Genomic DNA, 20,946 nt, shown 5'->3' with positions numbered 1-20,946 from the left:
CATAGGTACGGCCTATCCGCGGCCTGCCGCTGCGACGACGCGTCAGGAAGCGGCTTCAAACGGCACGATAAGCGACCCAGCCTGCGGTTTCGCTAGCCGGCAGCGCATATAAAGAGGGCCCGCGCTCTCCCACCCCGACGGGGAGAGCGCGGGCCTCGCCCGCAGGCTGGAGGGTCGGTGTTCCTCCCAAGAACACCGGCCCCTCCGGCCCGTGGGCGGTCAGGCGGTCCGCTGCCTGAGCCGAGCCGCCCCGACGGCTACGACCGGCATCGACGCTTCCCGCAGCGCCGCCCGTTCGACCGGCCGGCGGACCGCCCCGCTCGGAGTCCGCACGCAATATCGCTCCACGGATTCCATCAGCACGGCGGCGACCATCACGACCACGGGCGTAGCCAGCGCGAACCACATGTGGCCTTTGGTACCCAGCCGCGCGGAAAACCAATCGCCCGGTTTCCGGACGGGCGATCGCTAGACTGGCGGGGTGCGCACGCGACCTACGCTGACCTGGGCCGGACCCGGCGAACCGCTGCCGCGCACGGGCACGGTCGCGGACGTGGCCGAGATCGTCGCCGGGCGGCGGGTGCTCGTGCTCAGCGGCGCCGGCCTCTCCACTGAGTCCGGCATACCCGACTACCGCGGCGAAACCGGCAGTCTTCGCACCCACACGCCCATGACGTACGGCGAATTCGTCGCCAGCGAGGCGGGCCGCCAGCGTTACTGGGCGCGCAGCCACCTCGGCTGGCGCACCATCGCGCGGGCCGCGCCGAACGACGGGCACCACGCCGTTTCCGCGTTGCGCACGGGCGGCTGGGTCTCCGGCGTGATCACCCAGAACGTCGACGGCCTGCACCGCGCGGCCGGCACTCCCGGCGTTGTCGAGCTGCACGGAAACCTCGACCGCGTCGTCTGCCTCGACTGCCGCCGCACCACCGCGCGCGAAGACCTCGACGCCCGGCTGCGCGCGGCCAATCCGGATTTCGGCGCCGTGGCAACGCGGATCAACCCGGACGGCGACGTCGAACTGGCCGCGGACGTCGTCCGCGGCTTCCGCACCGTGCCCTGCACGAGTTGCTCCGGCGTGCTGAAACCGGACGTGGTGTTCTTCGGCGAGAACGTGCCGCGTGCCCGCGTAGAACGCTGCTACCGGATGGTCGACGAGGCGTCCGCGGTGCTGGTGCTGGGATCTTCGCTCACCGTCATGTCCGGCCTGCGCTTTGTCCGGCGGGCCGCGAAATCCGGCAAACCCGTGGCCATCGTCAACCGCGGCCAGACCCGCGGCGACGAGCACGCGAGCGTCCGCGCCGACCTGCCGCTCGGCCCCGCGCTCACCGAACTGCTGGCTGTGCTGGAAAACGCGTTGCCCCGTCCGTCAGCCGCCGGATAATCTGCGGGCACTCCGATGGAACGGTCCCCGGAAGCACGCCGCAGAGCGGACCGGCCGGCCTGAAGACATCCAGGCCCAGGAGCGGGCGGCAACCCCTGCAGCTGTCGACCCGTTTTACCGGAGGTTCCCCGATGTCCATCGGCATTGGCCTGCCCATCAGCGATCCCGCCGCCCTGCTCGACTGGGCGCGGCGCGCGGACGCCGGCCCGTTCAGCACGCTCGGGCTGCTCGACCGTCTCGTCTACGACAATCCCGAACCGCTCACCGCGCTCGCCGTCCTGGCCGGCGCGACCACCCGCATCCGGCTGCAGACCGAGGTCCTGCTCGCCCCGCTGCGCGAGACCGCCCTGCTCGCCAAGCAGGCCGCCACGCTCGACCGGATGAGCGGCGGCCGGTTCGTGCTCGGCGTCGGCGTCGGCGGCCGCGAGGACGACCACCACGTCGCCGGCACCCCGCTGCGCGAACGCGGCCGCCGTCTCGACCAGCAGCTCGCCGACCTGCGCCGGCTGTGGTCCGGCGAACCGTACAGCGCCGGAGCCGGTCCGATCGGCCCGGCTCCGGCCCGCGAAGGCGGTCCCGAGCTGCTGATCGGCGCGTTCAAGCCCAAGGCGCTGGCCCGCGTCGCCCGCTGGGGCGACGGGCTGCTCGCCGCCGCTCCCCCGTCGTGGGTCGGCGGGCTGTTCGACACCGTGCGCCGCGACTGGCAGGAGCACGGCCGCGAGGGCCAGCCGCGGCTCGTCGCGCAGGTGAACGTCGCGCTCGGCCCGGATTCCGTCGCGGACGAAGCGAAAACGGCGATGCGCGCGTACTACGCGTTCACCGAAATGGCGGACCACATGGTGAGCGGAATGCTCACCGCTCCCGGCGACATCCGGGCCGCGATCCGCGCGTACCGCGATCTCGGCGCGGACGAGGTGATGCTGTACTGCTGGGGCAGCGATCCCGAGCAGGTCGACCGGCTTGCTGACCTCTGCTGAACACTGGCGGAAGTAAGCTCGCGCCCATGCAGGCGTCGACGCTTTCCGGCGGATCTCCCGCGCCCCGTCCCGGAACCGCCCGCCGGCGGGGATGACGGGCGAGCCTTCCGCGCGGGTCCCCTGGCTCGCCGCGCAGCCCCGGCGACGTTTCCTGCTCGGGGCCGGCGCGGTGCTCGCCGGTTCGGGCGCGCTCGCGGCCGCGCTGTCCCGTCCCGCGCCCCCTGCGGCGCGGGACGGGTTCGGCGCGGACTGGCTGTTCGGTCCGTTCGTCCAGGGCAGCACCGATCCGGACTTCGACGACAGCGGGATGGCGCTGGTTTCGGTGCCGCACTGCGTGGTTCCGCTGTCCTGGCAGGACTGGGACCCGTCGGACTGGCAGCACGTCTGGGTGTACCGGCAGCATTTCCTCGCGCCCGCGCAGCTGCGCCGGAACCGGGCGTTCCTCCAGTTCGACGGGGTGCTCAGCGCCGCGACCGTGTACCTCAACGGCCGTCGCGTCGCGATGCGCAGCGGCGGTTACCTGCCGCTGCGCTGCGAGGTCACCGGCCTGCTGACCGGCAAGGACAATGTGCTCGCAGTGGTCGTCGACGGCCGCTGGCAGCAGAACACGCCGCCGGATCTGCCGGAGTTCCCCCACCCGACGGCGATCGACTTCTACCAGCCGGCCGGGATGTACCGCGAAGTCCGGCTGACCGGTGTGCCGCAGACGTATCTGTCCGATGTGTACGCGCAGCAGATCGCCGTGCTGACGCCGAACCGCGAGGTGTTGCTGCATTGCACAGTGGATTCGGCGAAGGCGGTCAAGGGCCCCGTCCGGCTCACCGCCACGCTCAGCCAGCACGGTGCCGAGGTCGCGTCCTCCTACACCGATCTGACCGGTCTGCCGAAGGGCGACACCCAGGTGACGGTGTCGTTGCAGGGCCTCGACGCGGTGCGGCTGTGGGATCTCGACGATCCGGCGTTGTGCGACATCCTCGTCACCCTCGAGGTCGACGGCCGCAAAGTGCACACCTACCCCGTGCGCACCGGGCTGCGCGACGCACAGTTCACTGTGGACGGTTTCCGGCTGAACGGGCGGCCGCTCAAGCTGTTCGGGCTCAACCGCCATCAGTGGTACCCGTTCGTCGGCGGCGCGATGCCGGACCGGGTGCAGCGCCGTGACGCTCAGCTGCTGAAAGAAGACCTGAACTGCACGATGGTGCGCTGCTCGCATTATCCGCAGGCGACGGCGTTTCTCGACGCCTGCGACGAACTCGGCGTCCTCGTGTGGGAGGAGCTGCCGGGCTGGGACCACGTCGGCGACACCGCGTGGCAGGAGCTGGCGGTGCGCGACGTGCACGACATGATCGTGCGCGACCGCAATCATCCGTCGATCATCGTGTGGGGCACCCGGGTGAACGAGACGCTCGGCCAATACGCGCTGTACGGGAGAACCGACCAGCTCGCCGCGGAACTCGATCCGATGCGGCCGTGCACCGGCGCGGTCGCGGGCGAACGCGGTTACGTTTCGCCGCTGTACCCGGTGAAAGCGGGCGGCGGGGTGTTCTCCTTCAACGACTACAGCCGTCCGCGTCCGCCAGGCTCGCCGCCGCCGCTGCGCCCGCCGCGGCGCGGAGTTCCGTACCTGGTCAGCGAAGCGATCGGCACCCTCGTCGGCTCCGCGTACTTCCGGCGGACGGATTCCCCTGCCGTGCAACGGGAACAGAGCATGCTGCACGCCTGGGTGCACGACCGCGCCGCGTCCGATCCGCGCTACAGCGGCCTGCTCGGCTGGTGCGGTTTCGACTATCCTTCCGGCTGGTACCACCACTATCGCGGCGTGAAATACCCGGGTGTGATGGACTTCTTCCGCATCCCCAAACTCGGCGCGGCGTTCTACCGGGCGCAACGCGATCCGTCCCGCGGCGCGGTGATCGAACCGGCTTTCTACTGGGATTTCGGCCCCGGCTCGCCGCAGGGCGGACCGGGTCGCGACGCGATCGTCTGGTCGAACTGCGAGGTGCTGGTGGTGACGGTCGCGGGCAAGCGTCCGGTCACCGTGCACCCTGATCGCACCCGGTTCCCGCATCTGGCGTATCCGCCGTTCTCGGTGGATTTGCGGGTGAACGGCCGGGCGCGCCCGGAGCTGAGCATCGAAGGCCGGATCGGCGGGCAAACCGTGCTGCGCAGGCGATTCAGCGCGGATCCGGCGTACGACACGATCGCGGTGACCGCCGACGACGACCAGATCGTCGCCGACGGCGCGGACACCACCCGGGTCGCGCTGCGCTTGCTCGACCGGTACGGCGCTCCGCGGCCGCATGCCCGCGGAGTGCTGGCCGTCTCCGCGAAGGGGCCCGGCGTGCTGATCGGCGACCCCTACCTGGACTTCGGCGCGCTCGGCGGCGCGGCAGCGGTGTGGATCCGCTCGATGCGCGGCACCCCCGGCACGATCACCGTGAGTGCCACGCATCCGTTCGTCAACACCGGAACCGCCACGATCGTCTCCTCGTGAGTGCTGGCGCCGGTTCTCACCGGCACAGCCACTCACCACACGACCGGAACCTGCGAAACCCCGCCCGTCAACCGATTCGCGCGCACTTCCAGCTCGTCGGCGGGCACGGCCAGCCGGAGGTTCGGGAAGCGGCGGAACAACGTCGTGAACACCACGCGCAGCTCCGTGCGGGCGAGGCTCGCGCCGATGCAGAAGTAGCCGCCGTAGCCGAAAGCGATGTGGGAGTTGGGTTTGCGCTCCGCGTCGAACTCGTGCGCGTCGGAGAACACCGACGGATCGCGGTTGGCCGACGCGGTCGAAATCATCACCGCGTCGCCGCGCGGGATCCGGACGCCGCCGATCTCCACGTCCTCGTGCGCGTACCGGAGCAGCCCGAGCCCGCCCGGCGCGGACATCCGCAGGATCTCCTCGACGGTCGCGTGCACGCGCCCCTCGGGGTCGGCGGCCAGCGCGTCGCGGCGGGCGAGGTCGGTGAGCAGGAACAGCACGCCGAGGTCGATCCGGTTCGACGTGGTCTCGTGGCCGGCGAACAGCAGTCCGGCGGCGAGCCTGCCGAGGTCGTCGTCGGTGAACGTCGGGTCCTCGGCCTGCGCGGCGACCAGGTCCGACACCACGTCCTGGCCCGGGTTCGCGCGTTTCGCGCCGGCGAGGCCGGACATGTAGGCGGTGAACTCGGTCATCGCCGCCTCGGCGTCGCCGCCGCTGTCGAGCACGCCGATGCGGTCGGACAGGTCGCGGAACTTCTCGCGGTCGGAGTACGGGACGCCGAGCAGTTCGCAGATCACCAGCACCGGCAAGGGAAACGACAGGTGCTCGTGCAGGTTCGCCGGCGAGCCCGCGGCCTCCATCCCGTCGAGGCACCGGTCGGCGAGTTCCTGGATCCGGCTGCCGAGGCGGCGCATCCGGTTCGCCGAGAACGCCGGGACCAGCAGGCGGCGCAGCCGGGCGTGCTCGGCCTGCTCGGTCTCGAAATCGCCCTGCGGCCCGTTCAGCACCGCGGCGTCGGAGACCGCCGAGGCGTCCTCGGGATGCGGGTGGGAACGGCCGAACCGGTTGTCCGCGAACACTTCCCGCGCCTGCTCGTACGCGGTGACGAGCCAGGCCGGGTCGCCCGCCGGGGTCGTCACCGGGACGATCGGGCCTTCGCGGCGCAGGACCTCGTACAGCGGCGCGATGTCCAGGACGTTCGGCCTCGCGAACGGCAGCTGGGCGGTGGTAGACATTCCGGGTCCTCTCCTCGGGTCAGCCCGCCCGCGTGCGCAACGACGCGAGCCAGTCCTGTTCGTTCTCCGCGCGGCGCTGGACCTCGGCCAGCACGAGCCTGCTCCACGGGTCGGTCTGCCCCGCGCCGAGCTTGGCCAGCCGGTCCCGCTGCGCCGCGACGGCGGTTTGGCGCGCGTCCAGCACGCGCAGCCGTTCCTCCGGGGCGAGCCTGCCGAAGCCCGCGAGCCGCGCCAGGAACTCGGCCGGATCGCCCGCCAGCTCCGGCGGCAGGTCGGCGAGCAGATCGTGCAGCAGCTCCCGTCCGACGTCGGTGATCGTGTACACGTGCCGCGGCGGACGGCCTTCCTGCGGCTCGGCGGTCCGGGTCACCGCGCCCGCTTCGGCGAATCGCCGCAGCGCCGGGTAGAGCGAGTTGTTCGACAGCGCGCGGCCGCTGGACTCCTCGACCTGCTTGCGCAGCTCGTAGCCGTGCCACGGCCGCTCGGCGAGCTTCGCGAGCAGGAGCACGTCGGTCCACACATAGGTCACCGTAACCTAGGGTCTGGTGAGCGGGCAACGTCCGAACGGCGGATGCCGGAAGAAGATCTCGGGCCCGTTTTCGCCGGTCCCTCCCGATACGGTTCTCTTCGACCGATCCGGAGGGGGATCTCCTATGCCAGACCGCGTTCGCTACGGCCTCTACCTGCCGCCTTTCGGCCCGCTCGGCGATCCGGCCGCCCTGGTGGACCTGGCGGTCCGGGCCGAAGCCGCCGGCTGGGACGGCGTGTTCCTGTGGGACCACGTCGTGCCCGCGATGCCGCCGATCGCCGACACGTGGACCGTCCTGGCCGCCATCGCCCAGGCGACCGGCAAGGTCCTGCTGGGCCCGATGGTCACCCCGCCGAGCCGCCGCCGCCCGTGGCTCCTGGCCCGGCAGGCCGCGACCCTCGCCCGCCTTTCCCGCGGCCGGCTGCTCCTGGGAACCGGCATCGGCTCCGACGAAACCGGCGACTTCAGCCGGTTCGGCGATCCGTCCTCGCCCGCCGAGCTGTCGCCGCGGACCGACGAGGCGATGGAGATCGTCCGCGCGATGTGGGCCGGGGGAGGCTCTTCGGCACGAGGGGCCGCACTACCGGGTGAACCTGGACGCTGCCGATCCGGAGCCGTATCCCATTCCGGTGTGGACAGCCTGCACGACCCGGCATGAGCGGGTTCTCCGCCGTGCCGCGGGGAGTGCCGGGATTTTCCCGAATCCGGGTCCGCAGCCGTTGCCGCCCGCGGAGCTGGCCGGCCTGGTCGCTCGGGTGCGGCCTCCGGACCGCCCGTACGAGGTCGCGGTGTCCGGCAACGCGAGCCCGGCGTGGGAGGAACCGGTCGAGGTGGATCTCGCGGCGCTCGCCGAGGCGGGGATGACGTGGTGGATGGAATCGCTCATCCACTTCGACCCGCTGGACCTTTCGCTGGCGGTCGTGGACGCCGGGCCGCCTCGGCTCGGGGGCTAGCCGGGTCGTCGGGGGCGCTGGCCGCAGCGGAATCCGCGCTGTCCGCGGCATCTCCGCGGACTCCTTGTGACGCGGGATAGCCGAGCCCAGCGGCGGGAGGTTGCTTTTACGGCAAGCTCCACGCTGCCGGAGACGGCTGCGCGGGCCCATCTCGCAGGGGGCAACTGCGCACAGCGCCGCCCGAGCACGACTGTCACATCGACGCGTGGCTGAGCGAGTGGGGAGTTTGCTTGCGGCAGCAGGATTCGCGCGGCCCGGAATGCTTCCGCTTGCAGCCGCGGAGCCTCCCTCGCCGTCACGCGCACCCGGTCTCCCCGACCGCCAGCGAGATACCACCCAGCCGCCGCCGGATTGTCCTTTGCCACCACCGTTTCCGGCGAACCCAGCGGCACTCTCCCCCGCACTTGCCTGATCGTTCAACAACTGCCCCGCCCCACCAGGGCAATCGCCGCGTCACCGGTCGTCCCCCTTCGGCGGCTTCCCTGGGCGGCTCGGGAGAGCTACGGTGGAGAGTGGTTGAGCCTCCAGCCACCGTGTGATTCGTCCCGCGCGCCGGGATGCCCGGTGCCCGGCCGGTCCGGCATTCCGCCGCAGCCCTGCGCGCGGCTCAGAGAGAGTGCCGTGATGACCGCCGCGCACATTGCCCGACTGCCCGCACTGCCGTCGCCGGACCCGACGGGGATGCTCCGGCTGCGCGTCCGCCACCCCGCTCCGGGAACCGCCGTCGTCGAGGTTTCCGGGGAGGTCGACCTGGCTACCGCGCCCCGGCTGGCCGAGGTCGTCGAGGCGCGGCTGCGCAGCACCGTCAGCCTGGTGATCGTCGACCTGCGCCGGACGACCTTCCTCGGCGTCGCGGGGCTGCGCGTCCTGATCCGGCTGAAGCTGCTGGCCGCCGGAGCGGACAAGGATTTCTACGTCGACCCGGGTTCCGCGCCCACGGTCCGGCGGCTGTTCTCGCTCTTCCCCCTGGACTGCGTACGGTCCGGCGCCGCCGAGGGGCTCACCGAGATCCCGCTGCCCCGGCCCGCCGAGAAGGCCTGACCGTCCACTGAGGACAGCGAGCCGGGTGCGGCGCGAGGCTCACGCGTCCGGGTCGCGGAAATCCTCCGGGCTCACGTCGTCCAGCAGATCCCGGAACCGGCGGATCTCGTCCTCGTTCGCCTCGGCCGGTTCCTCCAGGTCGGCAGCCGCGTCGAGAGCGGTTTCGTCGCCCGCGGCCACCGTCACGTCGACCGCCGCCTCGTCGAGGACCGCCTCCGCGACTTCCAGCGGGGCATGCGTGCGCAGCCCGATCGCGATCGCGTCGCTCGGGCGGGCCGACACGCGCGCGCCGCCGGACAGGACGAGGTCCGCGTGGAAGATGCTGTCCAGCAGCTGGGTGATCTCGACCCGTTCCACGCGCTGGCCCAGCGCCGCCAGCACCTCGATGATCAGCTCGACCGTCCCCGGCCGCGCGGACACGACCTGTTCCTGCGCGGCGGCCAGTTCCTGCGCTTCCGGCGCGCCGATGGTGATGGCGAGCCACCGGCGCGAGCCGGATTCCTCGCGCAGCAGCACGACCGGCGCCGACTCCTGCGCCACCACGGCCAGCCCCTGCACTCGCACCTGCACCATGGGGGTCACCCCGCTTCCGAAAAGGTTCTCCCTGCTGACTACCCAACCTCCGGCGGTTTGTCACGCGAAATCGCCGCCCGCCTCACGCCGGATTCACCCGGGGCGGCGCCGCGAACCGGTCCGGTCCCGCCGCAAACGTGCCGCTGCGCACACACCGGGATCGCGCCCGCACGTGTCGATCGGGCCCCGCCTGGGTATGCGGGAGCCATGAACGACGAGGGCCCCGGCAGCCGCGCCAGCGGCGGCATGCCAGCCGTGGACCGTTTGCTCGACGAGGTGATCGAGCTGCGGCTTCCGGCGGAGACTTACCAGATCCCGCTTGTCCGCATGCTCGCGCAGGCTGTCGCCGCGCGGGCCGATTACGGGCTCGACGCCATCGCCGACGCCAAGATGGCCGTCGACGAGGCGTGTGCCCAGGTCGTCTCGACGGCCGCCCCCGGGGCGGCGATGACCTGCCAGTTCACCGTCTCGCCCGACGGGATCCGGTTCACCGTCAAGACCCGCACCCAGCAGCCCGAGCCGCCGAGCGAGCGAAGTTTCGGCTGGCATGTGCTGACCACGCTGGCCTCGAACGTGTCCGCGCGCAGCGTGCCGGACCCCGCCGAAGACGGATACGCGCTGACCCTCGACCTCGACCTGCACCGGGAGGCGAGCGGGTGAACCAGCAGCCCGTCACCCGCCACCGCGACGAATACGCGCACACCGCGCCGCTGTTCGAGGAGCTCGCCGCGCTGCCCGCCGACGACGGGCAGCGGCCGCGGCTGCGCGAACAGCTCGTCACCGAGTTCCTGCCGGTCGCCGAGCACATCGCCACCCGGTTCACCGGCCGCGGCGAACCCCGCGAGGACCTCGTCCAGGTCGCCCGGATCGGCCTGATCAACGCGATCGACCGGTTCACCCCCGACCGCGGCCCGGACTTCCTGTCCTTCGCCGTGCCCACGATCATGGGCGAGATCCGCCGGTACTTCCGCGACACCGGCTGGTCGGTCCGCGTGCCGCGGCGGCTCAAGGAACTGCACCTCGCGCTCAGCCGCGGTTCGGCCACCCTGTCGCAGACGCTCGGCCGCGCGCCGACGCCCACCGAGCTCGCCGAGCACCTCGGCCTCGAGCTTTCCGAGGTCCACGAAGGACTGGTCGCGGGCCACGCGTACCAGACCTTGTCGGTGGACAAGCCGGTGCACGACGACGCCGAACCGCTGCTGCTCGCCGACACGCTCGGCAGCGACGACCCGGAGATCGAGCACATCGAGAACCACGAGGCCCTGCAGCCGCTGCTGCGCGAACTGCCCAAACGGGAGCGCGCGATCCTGGTGATGCGGTTCTTCGGCGGCCTCACCCAGACCCAGATCGCCGAGCAGGTCGGCATCTCCCAGATGCACGTGTCCCGGCTGCTGTCGCAGACCCTCGAGCAACTGCGCGACAAACTCACCGGCGACCCCTGAGCACACCCGCGACGGGGGTCGCCCGGCCGGGCCCGATCCCGTTGCCGCGCCCCTCCGCAGCTGCGACGATGCGGGCCTGTCCATCAGCTGAGGAGGGCCCGATGGCCTCGAAACTCAACCCGTACATCAGCTTCGCGGGCAACGCGCGCGAAGCGATGGAGTACTACCACGACGTGTTCGGCGGCGACCTCGCGCTGAACACCTTCGGCGAGTCCGGCGCACCCGCGGGGGCCGACTACGCGGACAGCATCATGCACGCGATGCTGGAGGGGGACAACGGCTTCACGCTCATGGCCGCTGACGTCCCGCCCGGCACGGAGCACAAGCCGGGCACGAACATCTCGATCAGCCTCAGCGGCGACGACGGCGACCTGCTGCGCCGCTGCTGGGAAAAGCTGACCGACGGCGGGACGGTGGCGGTTCCGCTGGAGAAGCAGATGTGGGGCGACGAATTCGGCGCCTGCACCGACCGGTTCGGCATCTCCTGGATGGTCAACATCGGCCAGCCCGGCTGAACCGGCCGTCAGCGGTCCACTTCGACCTCGGCCCCCACCGGCAGCCGGTCGAAGAACAGCGCCGAGTCCTCTTCCGTGAGGTGGAGGCAGCCGTGCGACGGACGGTCGAGCGGCCCGGCGTGGAAGGCGATGCCGCCCGGGGCGAAGAACACCGAGTTCGGCATCTCGTCGCCGTACTCGTCGCTGCGGTGGACGCGGTCCTTCCACGCCACCCGGAACGTCCCGAGCGGAGTCGGCCGGCCAGGGCCGCCCGGCTCCATCGGGACCGACCGCACCGCCGCGCCGTTTTCCATCAGCCACGCCCGCCGCAGCGAGAGGCTCGCGCAGGCGCCGGTGACCACTGAGCACGAGGGCCCCGGCGGGAGGTGCCGCACCGGCGGCGTCGGCAGTTCCGGCGACGGCGCCAGCGGCAGCCCGGCCGCCTGGGCCTCCGGTTCCGCCGGCGCTCCGCATCCGGCCGCGACCACGGCCGACCCGGCCAGCACGATCGCGACGATCTTTCCGCGCATCCGTCCGCTCCCGCCTCTCGCTCCCCTTTCTTCTACGGGCGAGCGGACCGAAAGGTTGCGCTGACGCGGAGGCGAACTCGTGCTGAACGGGTGCGGAAACCGTCGCCTCGGTCTGCCCGGGGGCCTCGGTGGACCGGCCTGCCCGATCCACAGCGAGCAGCCAGGGCTTCGCAGGATCGGCTGCATGGCCGACGATGACGTGAGCGACCGCGCCGCTCGCCTCGGACGCGCTCGCACGGGCACGCTCAACGCACTCCGCGAAGACCCGGCCGACCTCCGCGAGGAGATGCGGCAGGGCTTCGCCTCAGTGAACGCCTCGCTCTGCCGGATCATCGAACTCCTGGCCCGCGACAGCCAGTAGCGGCTGACCGGCCCCGACTGTCCATTAAGGACGCTTTACCGCCGAAGAGCTTCCGCAGCGCCGCCCCGTCCGGCACCCCGAGCCCGGTGCACGCGTCCCATCCGGCAGCGGCCGAATACGCGCCGTTGCTGCCCTCGGTGATGTCGCGGAACCCCGGCTGCGCCTTGCCCGCGCCGACTCCGGCGTACAGCTTGCTGTGCACCAGCCCGAATCCGCGCCCGGCCGTCTGCGCCAGCCTGGCCAGCAACGCCGCCCACAGCGGCGAAACCGCGCTCGTGCCGCCGACGACGATCTGCTGTCCGTCGACCAGCACCTGGTATCCCGTCGCCGGGTCCGCGTTCCCCGCGACGTCCGGGACGCCGCGACCAGGCTTTCCGTCCCCGGCCCGGACAGGCACGCCGGCGGCCTGCTGGTAGTCCGGCACCGGGAACGCGTCGCTCACGCCGCCGCCGGTCGACCCGCCGCCGGAGGTGTTCCAGACCGTCTCCGAGTTCACTGTGGACGGTGGGGTCCCGTCGAGTTTGGTGCCGCCGCAGGCGAGCGCGTGCGGGCTCGACGCGGGGAAATCGACGTGCTGCGCCCCGTCTTTCTGCCCGTCGGCGCTGCCGTTGTCGCCGGACGCGCAGCACACCGTCACGCCGAGCGCCGCGGCGTCGGCGAACGCCTGGTCCATCGCGGTGCGGGCCTGCGGCGTCCACTGGTCCTCGGACTGGCCCCAGCTGATGCTGACCGCGACCGGGGTCGGCGTCGCGTGCACCGCGGTGCTCACCGCGTCCAGGAAGCCCTGGTCGGTGTTCGGCGCGAAGTACACGATCTGCGCGGCTCCCGGCGCGAGCGCGCCGATCACCTCGACGTCCAGCAGCACTTCCCCGTCGGCCGAATTCGGGTCGCCGGTCGGCGCGTTCTTGCCGCCGTCGACCCCGGCCGCGGTCACCTTCGGTTCGGTGATCTTCAAGCCGGCGAAGTACTTCTTCAGGTCTTCCGGTTTGTATCCGCCGCCGAGTTCGATCACCGCGACGGTCTGCCCGGCGCCGTCGGCGTCGGCCGGGAACCCGTACAGCTGCCCGACCTGGTCCGGGGTGTAGCCCTGCCCGGCGGCTTCCTTGTGCATCCGGAACAGCGCCCGCGCCTGCGGCCGTTCGTCGAGGCCGAGCACGGCGACCACGACGTCCCCGAGCGAGGCGGGCAGTTGCAGTTCCCCGGTGCGCGCGGCGAATTCGCCCGCTTCGCCGTGGCGGACCCGGTTCAGCTCGGTCTTGAACGCGGCCGTCATCGCCCGTGCCGGGCCCCGGACCGAGACGCGGCGCGATCCGGCGTGCGTGTCGGTGACGGTCAGCCCGGCGTCGGTGAGGACAGTGCGCACCAGGTCGAGATCGTCGGCGGTGGCCCCGTAGCGGCCGGTGAACTCCTCCGGGGCGAGCGGCTCGCTCAGCGCGGCCACATCCAGTTCGGCGCGCCGCCGCAGGACGACGGTCGCGGTGACGGTGGCGTCCGCGTCGAGCGGGCCGAGCACCTCGGCCTCGGCCAGCGCCGGACGCAGACTTCCGGACAGTGATACCCATTGTGATTCGGTCATCACTCTATGGTGAACCCCGTGCGAGCGGTCCACCACCGTCGTATCCCCCGTCCGGAGGCAAATCCTGTCCGGTTTTCTGTCGACCCGATGACCGGGACCGCGGATGCCGTGCCGCGCGGGCGCGCGCACAGTGTCTCCATGAAACGGATCCTGACTCTGAGCACGGCCGCCGTGCTCACGCTGGGCGCGGTCACCGCGTCCAGCAGTGCCGAGGGCGACCTGGCCGCGCACGGCTGGGTCGGCACGTGGGCGGCGTCGCCCGCGGCCGGGGTGGCGAACACGCCGCAGGGGTATCCGAACTACTCGATCCGCAACGTCGTGCACACCAGCGCGGGCGGAAATCAAGCCAGGGTAAGGCTTTCCAACACCTTCGGCACCGCACCGCTCACCTTTGGCCACGTGACGCTCGCCGTCGCCGACACCGGTCCGCGCGCCGCGGGCGGCACGATGCGCACGCTGACGTTCGGCGGACAGTCCACTGTGGTCGTCCCGGCCGGTGCCGAGGTGCTGAGCGACCCGGCGTGGCTGCGCGTTCCCGCCGACGCCGACCTTCTCGTGACCACGTACGTGCCGACGCCGTCCGGACCGGTCACCTACCATCCGCTCGCCCAGCAGACGTCGTTCTTCACGCGCGCCGGCGATTTCGCGGCCGAGGAATCCGGCGCGTCGTTCACCGAGCAGACCGCGGTGTGGCACTACGTCAGCGAGGTCGACGTCCGCGGGCCCGCCCGCGGCACCGTCGTGACGCTCGGCGATTCGATCACCGACGGCGCGCACTCCACGCCCGGCGCGAACCGCCGCTGGCCGGACCGGCTGAGCGACCGGCTGCACGGACGGCTCGGCGTGCTCAACGCCGGGATCAGCGGCAACCGGCTGCTCCTCGACGGAGCCGCCTCGGGCCGCAACGCGCTCGCCCGGCTCGCCGACGACGTGCTGACCAGCGGCGACGTCCGCACGCTGATCGTGCTCGAAGGCATCAACGACATCCAGCAGAACCCGCACCAGACCGATCCGGCGATGATCGTCTCCGCGCTCCGCCAGATCGTCGCGCAGGCCAAGACGCAGGGCATCCGGGTCATCGGCGGCACGCTCACGCCGTTCAAGGGCTGGAAAATCTACGATCCGACGCTGGAGAAAACCCGCCAGGCGGTGAACGCGTTCATCCGGACCAGCGGGATCTGCGACGGCGTCGTCGACTTCGACGCGGCCGTGCGCGATCCCGCCGATCCGCTCGCGATGCTTCCCGCCTACGACTCCGGCGACCACCTGCACCCGAACGACGCCGGGTACCAGCGGATGGCCGACGCGGTGCCGCTCACTCTGCTGTGACCGGCACGAGCGGCTTGCGCGGGAACGCCAGCACGGCGAGGAGGCTGAGCACGCCGACGCCCACCATGTAGAGCGACACGGACAGCGACGTCCCGGTCGAACTCTGCAGCGAGGCCGCGATCAGCGGGGCGAACCCGCCGCCCAGGACCGCGCCCACCGCGTAGGCGAACGACGATCCGCTGTAGCGGAACCGGGATTCGAACAGCTCCGAGAACAACGCCGACTGCGGTCCGTACGTCGCGCCGAGGCCCACGTTCAGCACCACCACCGCGACGATCAGCAGCCACGGCCGCGCGGTGTCCACGAGCAGGAAGAACGGGATCGACCACACGACCAGCAGCACGGAACCCGCGAGGTAGACGGGTTTCCGGCCCGCCGAGTCCGACCAGATCGCCGCGGCGACGATGCTCGCCAGCCACACGACGCTGCCGACGATCACCACGACCAGCATCGTCGTGCTGGACAGCTTCAGCACCGAAGTGCCGTACGACAGCAGGTAAGCGAAGAAGATGTAGCCCAGCGCGGTGTTCGCGATGAAGCTGACCGCCGCCGCGAGGACCTGCTTCGGCCGCGCGCGCAGCACCTCCACGATCGGCAGCTTGCTGCGCTCGCCGGTGCTGCGCAGCTTCGCGAACACCGGGCTTTCCTCCACGCGCAACCGGATCACCAGCCCGACCGCCACCAGCACAAGGCTGACCAGGAACGGGATCCGCCAGCCCCAAGACCGGAAGTCGTCGGCCGACAGCGAACTGTTCACGAGGAAAAACACCAGCTGCGCCAGGATCAGCCCGGCCGGGACGCCGATCTGCGAGAAGGACCCGTACCGGCCGCGTTTGCCCTCCGGCGCGTGCTCGACCGCCATCAGCGCCGCACCGCCCCATTCGCCGCCCGCCGAAATCCCTTGCAGCACCCGGAGAACCACGAGCAGCACCGGCGCGATGACGCCGGCCTGGTGGTAGGTCGGCAACACGCCGACGCCCGCGGTCGCGAGCCCCATCAGCACCAGCGAGGCGACCAGCATCGCCTTGCGCCCCACGCGGTCGCCGAAGTGGCCCCAGACGATCCCGCCCAGCGGCCGCGCGACGAACCCGACCCCGAGCGTCGCGAACGCGGCGAGCGTGCCGGACGCCGGGGAAAGCGACGGGAAGAACAGCTTGTTGAAGACCAGTGCGGTCGCCGTGCTGTAGGCGAAGTAGTCGTACCACTCGATGGTCGTCCCGATCGCGCTCGCGAGCGCCACCCGCCGGATCCGCCCCGCCGTCTTCGTTTCCTGCTCAAGCACCACTGCCGAGCCCCCTTCTCGTTCAGGCGCGTCATCTTGGCACGGCGGATCCCTTCCGGTCGACCACCGGAAGGCGGGGGCTTCGCGCGCTTGAGCGCAGGTCGGCGGCATCGTCGGCGAAACCCGGTTTCCGCTCGGGCCGAGGTGTGCGAGGGTCGGCCGGTGCCCGATTCCTCCCTCGATGTGCTGCGCTGGCAGTTCGACCTCGCCTGGTCGCTGTTCGAGTACCACCTGGAGCGGCTCGAGCCGGACGATTTCGGCTGGGAACCCGCCGCACTCTGCTGGACGACGCGGCAGGCCGAAGACGGAACCTGGACGCCGGACTGGGCCGGCACCGAGCCCGACCCCGTACCGGTGCCGACGGTCGCCTGGCTGAGCTGGCACCTCGGCTGGTGGTGGAGCGTCGCCCTCGACCAGATCCGCGGCCGCGAACCGCGGGAGCGAAGCGACATCGCCTGGCCGGGCCCGGGCGAACCGGCCATCGCGTGGCTCCGCGGCCTGCGCGCGGACTGGCTCGCCGCCCTGGACCGTCTCGCCGATGCGGACCTGCCGTCGGCCGTCCCGTTCCTGCCCGAAGGCGACCCCCGGCACACGATCGGGCGCCTGATCGCCTGGGCGAACGCGGAGCTGATGAAGAACGTCGCGGAGATCGGGCAGCTCCGCCTTCAGCGAGCCGCTGGGGGGAATCCCTAGCCCGCCTTGGCGATCACCTCGTCGGCGACCCAGCGCGCGACCCCCGCCGGGTAGGGCGCGGGCAGCCCGAGCACGACGTGGCTGAACCCGGCTTCCAGCGCCTCCCCGATCGCCGCCCGGGCGAGGGCGGGCCGGTCGCAGGAAACCGGCAGATGGATCGAGCGCGTGATCTCCGCGGGGTCGCGGCCGATTTCCGCGCAGTACTCGTCCAGCATCGCGGCGCGTTCGACGGCGTCCGCGATGTCCCCGCCGGGGATGTTCCAGACGTCGGCGTGCTCGGCGACCACCCGCAGCGTCGCGCGGGCCCGGCCGCCGATCACGAACGGCGGATGCGGGCGCTGCACCGGCTTCGGGTTGCCGAACGCGCCGGTCAGCTGGACGTGCTCGCCCGCGAAATCGAACGGCTCGTCCTCCGTCCACAGCTTCCGGATCACGGTGCACGCTTCGGCGAACCGGCCCACCGCGTCGGCGGTTTCCAGGTACGGCAGGCCATGCGCTTCGTACTCCCGGCGAGCCAGCGGATGGCTCGGCCGGGAGCCGACGCCGATGCCGAAGTCGAGCCGTCCGCCGGACACGACGTCGGCGGTCGCGGCGATCTTCGCCAGCATCGCCGGCGGGCGGAATCGGTTGCTGGTCACCAAAAGCCCGAGCCGGAGCCGTTCGGTGCGCGCGGCAAGGGCGGAAAGCAGCGTCCAGCCTTCGAAAATCGGCCCGTCCGGTTCTCCGGCGATCGGCAGGAGATGGTCGAACAGCCAGGCGTGCTCGATGGCCGGGATCGCGTCCGCCTCGAGCCAGACCCGCTGCAGCGCGGCGTAGCTGGTCTGCATCGGCGCGGTCATGATGCCGAACCGCGGTTGCGTGGTCATCGCGGGAAGTCCTTTCACTCGTGCGATTCGACGCGGCCGAGCGGGCTGTCTTCGATCCCGGCCCAGCTGTCGTCGCTCGGAATGAGCGCGCTGCGGAGATACGCCGTGGTCAGCCGCTGTTGCAGGGCGACGCGTTCCGGGCTTTCGTCAGTGGTTTCCTTGACTCCGTAGCCGGTGATGCCGCCGAGCGAATGCTCCGCGCCGAAGAGCGTCAGCAGGCTCTTCTCCCCCGGGCTCAGCCGGTACGCGTCGGTGAACCAGTCCGGGCCGCGCACCGACAGCATCGAATCGTCCTGATCCCCGGCGACGAAGAGCGCGGGCGCCTTCAGGCCGGCGAAATCCGGGCTCATGAAAGGGAAATTCTCGGCAGCGAACGGCGACAGGTCCGCGCCGCCGATTCCGGTGAGCGCGAACAGCACCCCGGCGGACACCCGCGAATCGGTGAGGTCCTCGCCGACACCGCCGTCCGCCTCGACGACGCGCGCGCCCAGCAGCATGCTCGCCGACTGCGCGCCCCAGGAGTGCCCGGCGACGGCGATCCGGTTGCGGTCGACTCGCCCGCTCAGTCCGGGCAGAGCCGCTTCGACGGTGTCGAGCTGGTCGATGACGTGCCGCAGGTCCTCGACCCGCAACCGCCAGATGTTCGGCGTGCGCGGGTCTTCCGGGGGCAGGGCCCGGGTCCGCGAATCGAGGTGAGTCGGTTGCACGACGACGAATCCGTGCGCGGCCCAGTAGTCGGCGAGCGGGCCGTAGCCGTCCAGGGACGAGCTGAAGCCGTGCGAGAACACGATCACCGGCAGGCCCTGCCCGGCGGCCGGGGCGGACACGCGCACCGGCAGGTCCTCGCCGCGGCCGGGCGCGTCGAGCCGCACCGGCTTCACCGAGACGACCGGAGCCGGGAGCTGTACTGCAGACATGGGAGTACCTTCTTTCGCCGTCCGGGCGCGCGAGGGTGTGGTGGCGGGCGGCCCGGTCTGGCATCATGAGCAAACGGAACGTTGCTCCGGTAACTATACGGAACACTGTTCCGCTTGTCTACCGGCGGCACGCGGAGGGAGTGGCACGTGGGTGAGAACGCGGGGGCCCGCACGAAACGGGCGGACGCGCGGCGCAACGAGAAAACCCTGCTCGACGCGGCGGCGGCGGTGTTCGTCGCGTCCGGGGTGGACGCGCCGGTGCGCGACATCGCGACCAGGGCGGGCGTCGGCGTGGGCACCATCTACCGGCACTTCCCCACCCGCGCGGACCTGATCATCGCGGTGTACCGGCACCAGGTCGAAGCGTGCGCCGACGCGGGCCCGAAACTGCTGGCGGACAACGAATCCCCGCACGCCGCACTCGCGCAGTGGATCGACCTGTTCGTCGACTTCCTCGTCACCAAGCACGGGCTGGCCGGGATCATGCAGTCCGACCACAGCGGCTTCGAGGCACTGCACGGGTACTTCCTCGAACGGCTGGTCCCCGTGTGCACCGAACTGCTCGACGCCGCCACGAAGGCCGGGGAAATCCGCACGGACCTGGAGGCGGTGCACCTGATGCGCGGCGTCGGGAACCTGTGCATCGGCGCGGAAGCCGACGACAGCTACGACGCGCGCCGCCTGGCCGGGTTGCTGATCACGGGATTGCGGGAGCCTGGCTGAGGATGCCGGGCCGCGGCTGGCTCTGCTCGGCAGGAGTCGGCGAGCCAGGTGCTCGGCCGGGGCGCTTCACCGCACCGGAACCTTGACCTCAGCAGGACGCCGTTCCGGCCGCAACCCCCGCCAGGCCGTGTGCCGCAACCGCCCGTCCCCCGGGGTGAGCCGCCGGTACACCACCTCGCCGACCACCTCCGGGTCCAGCCAATGCGCGCCGCGCGCGCGGTCTCGCGGCACCTGGTCGGCGAACGGGCTTGTCTTGCGCTCCAAGGGAACCAGCCGCGCCTGCAGATCCTTGAGCATCGCGTCGGTGAAGCCGGTGCCGACGTCGCCCAGGTACCGCAGCTCCCCCGACTCCGGGTCGTGCGCGCCGAGCAGCAGCGCGCCGATCGTGCCCTCGCGGCGGCCCTGGCCCGCGCGCCAGCCGCCGAGGATCACCTCGGTCGTCTGCACCAGCGGGTGTTTGAGCCATTCCGGACTGCGCCGTCCCGGGTGGTACCGCGACGTACGGCCCTTCACCACCAAGCCTTCGAGCATCATTTTCCGCGCGACGTCCAGCAGACCGGCCGGGGTCATCCCGTCGTCGGCGAGGTCGCGGTGCCGGTACCAGGGCGTGATCGCGACCAGCCGCCGGTCCGGCGGTTCGATCTCGGCGAGCCTCTCGCGGCGTTCCTCGTACGGCGCGTCGAGCAGGGTTTCGCCGCCCAGGCTCAGGAGGTCGAAGGCGAAGTACGCGACCGCCTGCCAGGTGCGGTTCTGCAGGAGCCCGAAGTCGGGGCGGCCGTGCTCGTCGAGGGCGACGATCTCGCCGTCCAGCACCGCGGGCCGTCCCCCGAGCGCATCGCCGAGCGCGCCGGACAGCTGCGGGAATCTGGTCGTGAAATCGTTGTCGTTGCGGCTGGTCAGCAGGGTGCTTCCGTCCGGAGCGACGCGCATGGTCGCCCGGTAACCGTCCCATTTGAACTCGTACGCGTACGCCGGATCGTCGCGCAGCGCGCCGCCGTCGGGCGACGCCAGCATCGGCTCGATCGCGGGCGGCATGCCGCCGGCCACTTCGGACATTCGGGCACCTCCGCGCACCACGGTAAGCCGAACCCGCCGGATCCGCCGCCGTAGGATGGCCGGGTCCACGACGGAGGGGGCCAGGACCGGTGCCGAGCAAGGATTTCGAACGGATCATCCGCAAGCTGCGCGAGGTCGAACGCGGCAGCGGCCGCGACTACACGTCGTTCAGCGTGCGCGGCAAGCGCTTCGGCTACCACTGGCCGCGCACGGACACCGTCGGGCTCAAGCAGACCATCGCGGAGCAGCAGGCGCTCGTCGCGGAACGGCCGGACGTTTTCGAGGAGCAGTTCACCTCCGGCGGGTTCGGCTGGGTGGTGGTGCGACTGGCCGGCATCGAGGCCGACGAACTGGCCGAACTCGTGTACGAGGCGTGGCGGCTGTCGGCCCCGGAAGACCTGGCGGCCGAGGTTCCGCTGCCGCAGCTCTGACAATCCGGCATACCGGGTGACGGCCCAGCGGGTTGCGGCGATCTTCTCCGTGTTCCGGCGGAGGGGGTCTGC

At 71.5% G+C, this 20,946-nt stretch carries 24 protein-coding genes; 14 read left to right on the top strand and 10 right to left on the bottom strand.

Features of this window, described 5'->3' with window-relative positions:
• Positions 1 to 219: 219 nt before the first annotated feature.
• Positions 220 to 408 carry a hypothetical protein gene (locus H4281_RS00500; protein WP_182888851.1) on the bottom strand — a complete coding sequence of 63 codons (189 nt, stop codon included), beginning with the start codon at positions 406 to 408 and terminating at the stop codon, positions 220 to 222.
• Between the two features lie 73 nt (positions 409 to 481).
• Here H4281_RS00500 and H4281_RS00495 point away from each other — a divergent pair, with 73 nt between their 5' ends.
• The 3 genes from H4281_RS00495 (at position 482) to H4281_RS00485 (ending at position 4,855) form a co-directional block, all read left to right on the top strand.
• Complete coding sequence (locus H4281_RS00495; RefSeq protein WP_182888850.1) at positions 482 to 1,384, top strand: NAD-dependent protein deacetylase; 903 nt, start codon at positions 482 to 484, stop codon at positions 1,382 to 1,384.
• A 131-nt stretch (positions 1,385 to 1,515) separates the two neighbouring features.
• A complete protein-coding gene (locus H4281_RS00490; RefSeq protein WP_182888849.1) occupies positions 1,516 to 2,361 on the top strand; it encodes an LLM class flavin-dependent oxidoreductase in 846 nt (281 codons plus the stop codon).
• 91 nt (positions 2,362 to 2,452) lie between these two features.
• Positions 2,453 to 4,855 carry a glycoside hydrolase family 2 protein gene (locus tag H4281_RS00485; RefSeq protein WP_182888848.1) on the top strand — a complete coding sequence of 801 codons (2,403 nt, stop codon included), beginning with the start codon at positions 2,453 to 2,455 and terminating at the stop codon, positions 4,853 to 4,855.
• A gap of 32 nt (positions 4,856 to 4,887) precedes the next feature.
• On the opposite strand, the gene H4281_RS00480 is transcribed toward H4281_RS00485, so the two are convergent.
• Both H4281_RS00480 and H4281_RS00475 read right to left on the bottom strand, forming a co-directional pair.
• Positions 4,888 to 6,078: a cytochrome P450 gene (locus tag H4281_RS00480; protein WP_182888847.1), complete on the bottom strand. Its 1,191-nt coding sequence runs from the start codon at positions 6,076 to 6,078 to the stop codon at positions 4,888 to 4,890.
• Between the two features lie 19 nt (positions 6,079 to 6,097).
• Positions 6,098 to 6,607, bottom strand: a complete 510-nt coding sequence (locus H4281_RS00475) for a PadR family transcriptional regulator (RefSeq protein WP_312872027.1) — start codon at positions 6,605 to 6,607, stop codon at positions 6,098 to 6,100.
• Between the two features lie 124 nt (positions 6,608 to 6,731).
• On the opposite strand from H4281_RS00475, the gene H4281_RS45355 reads away from it, so the two are divergent.
• From H4281_RS45355 to H4281_RS00465, 3 genes are all read left to right on the top strand, one after another.
• Entirely contained in the window at positions 6,732 to 7,265 is a 534-nt protein-coding gene (locus tag H4281_RS45355) for an LLM class flavin-dependent oxidoreductase (protein WP_246411226.1), read from the top strand.
• On the top strand, positions 7,237 to 7,560 hold the full coding sequence (locus tag H4281_RS45350) for a hypothetical protein (RefSeq protein ID WP_246411225.1): 324 nt from the start codon (positions 7,237 to 7,239) through the stop codon (positions 7,558 to 7,560). Before H4281_RS45355 ends, H4281_RS45350 begins: the two co-directional genes overlap by 29 nt.
• Before the next feature lie 624 nt (positions 7,561 to 8,184).
• A complete protein-coding gene (locus tag H4281_RS00465) occupies positions 8,185 to 8,601 on the top strand; it encodes an STAS domain-containing protein (protein ID WP_246411223.1) in 417 nt (138 codons plus the stop codon).
• Positions 8,602 to 8,640: 39 nt separating this feature from the next.
• On the opposite strand, the gene H4281_RS00460 is transcribed toward H4281_RS00465, so the two are convergent.
• Positions 8,641 to 9,174, bottom strand: coding sequence for a bifunctional nuclease family protein (locus H4281_RS00460; protein WP_182888845.1), 534 nt, complete (start codon positions 9,172 to 9,174; stop codon positions 8,641 to 8,643).
• Between the two features lie 207 nt (positions 9,175 to 9,381).
• Here H4281_RS00460 and H4281_RS00455 point away from each other — a divergent pair, with 207 nt between their 5' ends.
• The 3 genes from H4281_RS00455 (at position 9,382) to H4281_RS00445 (ending at position 11,131) form a co-directional block, all read left to right on the top strand.
• A complete protein-coding gene (locus H4281_RS00455; protein ID WP_220506568.1) occupies positions 9,382 to 9,834 on the top strand; it encodes an ATP-binding protein in 453 nt (150 codons plus the stop codon).
• Entirely contained in the window at positions 9,831 to 10,616 is a 786-nt protein-coding gene (locus tag H4281_RS00450) for a SigB/SigF/SigG family RNA polymerase sigma factor (protein ID WP_037811378.1), read from the top strand. Before H4281_RS00455 ends, H4281_RS00450 begins: the two co-directional genes overlap by 4 nt.
• A 101-nt stretch (positions 10,617 to 10,717) precedes the next feature.
• Positions 10,718 to 11,131 (top strand): VOC family protein, encoded by a 414-nt coding sequence (locus tag H4281_RS00445; protein ID WP_182888844.1) that lies wholly within the window; start codon positions 10,718 to 10,720, stop codon positions 11,129 to 11,131.
• An 8-nt stretch (positions 11,132 to 11,139) separates the two neighbouring features.
• Here the strand turns inward: H4281_RS00445 and H4281_RS00440 are convergent, their stop codons facing one another.
• The gene (locus H4281_RS00440) at positions 11,140 to 11,640 is read right to left on the bottom strand and encodes a L,D-transpeptidase (protein ID WP_182888843.1); all 501 of its coding nucleotides are present in this window, start codon (positions 11,638 to 11,640) and stop codon (positions 11,140 to 11,142) included.
• Between the two features lie 184 nt (positions 11,641 to 11,824).
• On the opposite strand from H4281_RS00440, the gene H4281_RS00435 reads away from it, so the two are divergent.
• Entirely contained in the window at positions 11,825 to 12,001 is a 177-nt protein-coding gene (locus tag H4281_RS00435; protein ID WP_182888842.1) for a hypothetical protein, read from the top strand.
• On the opposite strand, the gene H4281_RS00430 is transcribed toward H4281_RS00435, so the two are convergent.
• Positions 11,970 to 13,577 carry a S53 family peptidase gene (locus H4281_RS00430; protein WP_182888841.1) on the bottom strand — a complete coding sequence of 536 codons (1,608 nt, stop codon included), beginning with the start codon at positions 13,575 to 13,577 and terminating at the stop codon, positions 11,970 to 11,972. The two genes, H4281_RS00435 and H4281_RS00430, sit on opposite strands and share 32 nt — an antisense overlap.
• Before the next feature lie 138 nt (positions 13,578 to 13,715).
• Here H4281_RS00430 and H4281_RS00425 point away from each other — a divergent pair, with 138 nt between their 5' ends.
• Positions 13,716 to 14,906, top strand: coding sequence for an SGNH/GDSL hydrolase family protein (locus H4281_RS00425; RefSeq protein WP_182888840.1), 1,191 nt, complete (start codon positions 13,716 to 13,718; stop codon positions 14,904 to 14,906).
• On the opposite strand, the gene H4281_RS00420 is transcribed toward H4281_RS00425, so the two are convergent.
• Complete coding sequence (locus H4281_RS00420; protein WP_182888839.1) at positions 14,893 to 16,191, bottom strand: MFS transporter; 1,299 nt, start codon at positions 16,189 to 16,191, stop codon at positions 14,893 to 14,895. The genes H4281_RS00425 and H4281_RS00420 overlap by 14 nt on opposite strands.
• 159 nt (positions 16,192 to 16,350) lie before the next feature.
• On the opposite strand from H4281_RS00420, the gene H4281_RS00415 reads away from it, so the two are divergent.
• The gene (locus tag H4281_RS00415; RefSeq protein ID WP_237600155.1) at positions 16,351 to 16,881 is read left to right on the top strand and encodes a DinB family protein; all 531 of its coding nucleotides are present in this window, start codon (positions 16,351 to 16,353) and stop codon (positions 16,879 to 16,881) included.
• On the opposite strand, the gene H4281_RS00410 is transcribed toward H4281_RS00415, so the two are convergent.
• Positions 16,878 to 17,747: an LLM class flavin-dependent oxidoreductase gene (locus tag H4281_RS00410; protein WP_182888838.1), complete on the bottom strand. Its 870-nt coding sequence runs from the start codon at positions 17,745 to 17,747 to the stop codon at positions 16,878 to 16,880. The two genes, H4281_RS00415 and H4281_RS00410, sit on opposite strands and share 4 nt — an antisense overlap.
• Before the next feature lie 14 nt (positions 17,748 to 17,761).
• Positions 17,762 to 18,664 carry an alpha/beta hydrolase family protein gene (locus tag H4281_RS00405; protein ID WP_182888837.1) on the bottom strand — a complete coding sequence of 301 codons (903 nt, stop codon included), beginning with the start codon at positions 18,662 to 18,664 and terminating at the stop codon, positions 17,762 to 17,764.
• 147 nt (positions 18,665 to 18,811) lie between these two features.
• Between H4281_RS00405 and H4281_RS00400 the strand changes: the two genes are divergently transcribed.
• Complete coding sequence (locus H4281_RS00400; protein WP_182888836.1) at positions 18,812 to 19,387, top strand: TetR/AcrR family transcriptional regulator; 576 nt, start codon at positions 18,812 to 18,814, stop codon at positions 19,385 to 19,387.
• Positions 19,388 to 19,453: 66 nt separating this feature from the next.
• Here the strand turns inward: H4281_RS00400 and ligD are convergent, their stop codons facing one another.
• Positions 19,454 to 20,443 (bottom strand): non-homologous end-joining DNA ligase, encoded by a 990-nt coding sequence (gene ligD, locus H4281_RS00395; RefSeq protein ID WP_182888835.1) that lies wholly within the window; start codon positions 20,441 to 20,443, stop codon positions 19,454 to 19,456.
• 89 nt (positions 20,444 to 20,532) lie between these two features.
• On the opposite strand from ligD, the gene H4281_RS00390 reads away from it, so the two are divergent.
• Positions 20,533 to 20,874, top strand: a complete 342-nt coding sequence (locus H4281_RS00390; RefSeq protein WP_182888834.1) for an MmcQ/YjbR family DNA-binding protein — start codon at positions 20,533 to 20,535, stop codon at positions 20,872 to 20,874.
• Positions 20,875 to 20,946 lie beyond the last annotated feature (72 nt).

It is taken from the genome of Amycolatopsis dendrobii (genome assembly GCF_014145675.1).
Classification (GTDB): domain Bacteria; phylum Actinomycetota; class Actinomycetes; order Mycobacteriales; family Pseudonocardiaceae; genus Amycolatopsis; species Amycolatopsis dendrobii.
The sequence above is the reverse complement of the archived record's forward strand: the minus strand, read 5'-3'. Positions and strand labels throughout refer to the sequence as shown.

Excerpts from the sequence above, each read along its gene's own strand:
- H4281_RS00500 (WP_182888851.1), bottom strand. The coding sequence starts at position 408 with ATGTGGTTCGCGCTGGCTACGCCCGTGGTCGTGATGGTCGCCGCCGTG.
- H4281_RS00490 (WP_182888849.1), top strand. The coding sequence starts at position 1,516 with ATGTCCATCGGCATTGGCCTGCCCATCAGCGATCCCGCCGCCCTGCTC.
- H4281_RS00485 (WP_182888848.1), top strand. The coding sequence starts at position 2,453 with ATGACGGGCGAGCCTTCCGCGCGGGTCCCCTGGCTCGCCGCGCAGCCC.
- H4281_RS00480 (WP_182888847.1), bottom strand. The coding sequence starts at position 6,078 with ATGTCTACCACCGCCCAGCTGCCGTTCGCGAGGCCGAACGTCCTGGAC.
- H4281_RS45355 (WP_246411226.1), top strand. The coding sequence starts at position 6,732 with ATGCCAGACCGCGTTCGCTACGGCCTCTACCTGCCGCCTTTCGGCCCG.
- H4281_RS00465 (WP_246411223.1), top strand. The coding sequence starts at position 8,185 with ATGACCGCCGCGCACATTGCCCGACTGCCCGCACTGCCGTCGCCGGAC.
- H4281_RS00460 (WP_182888845.1), bottom strand. The coding sequence starts at position 9,174 with ATGGTGCAGGTGCGAGTGCAGGGGCTGGCCGTGGTGGCGCAGGAGTCG.
- H4281_RS00455 (WP_220506568.1), top strand. The coding sequence starts at position 9,382 with ATGAACGACGAGGGCCCCGGCAGCCGCGCCAGCGGCGGCATGCCAGCC.
- H4281_RS00445 (WP_182888844.1), top strand. The coding sequence starts at position 10,718 with ATGGCCTCGAAACTCAACCCGTACATCAGCTTCGCGGGCAACGCGCGC.
- H4281_RS00440 (WP_182888843.1), bottom strand. The coding sequence starts at position 11,640 with ATGCGCGGAAAGATCGTCGCGATCGTGCTGGCCGGGTCGGCCGTGGTC.
- H4281_RS00435 (WP_182888842.1), top strand. The coding sequence starts at position 11,825 with ATGGCCGACGATGACGTGAGCGACCGCGCCGCTCGCCTCGGACGCGCT.
- H4281_RS00430 (WP_182888841.1), bottom strand. The coding sequence starts at position 13,577 with ATGACCGAATCACAATGGGTATCACTGTCCGGAAGTCTGCGTCCGGCG.
- H4281_RS00425 (WP_182888840.1), top strand. The coding sequence starts at position 13,716 with ATGAAACGGATCCTGACTCTGAGCACGGCCGCCGTGCTCACGCTGGGC.
- H4281_RS00410 (WP_182888838.1), bottom strand. The coding sequence starts at position 17,747 with ATGACCACGCAACCGCGGTTCGGCATCATGACCGCGCCGATGCAGACC.
- H4281_RS00405 (WP_182888837.1), bottom strand. The coding sequence starts at position 18,664 with ATGTCTGCAGTACAGCTCCCGGCTCCGGTCGTCTCGGTGAAGCCGGTG.
- ligD (WP_182888835.1), bottom strand. The coding sequence starts at position 20,443 with ATGTCCGAAGTGGCCGGCGGCATGCCGCCCGCGATCGAGCCGATGCTG.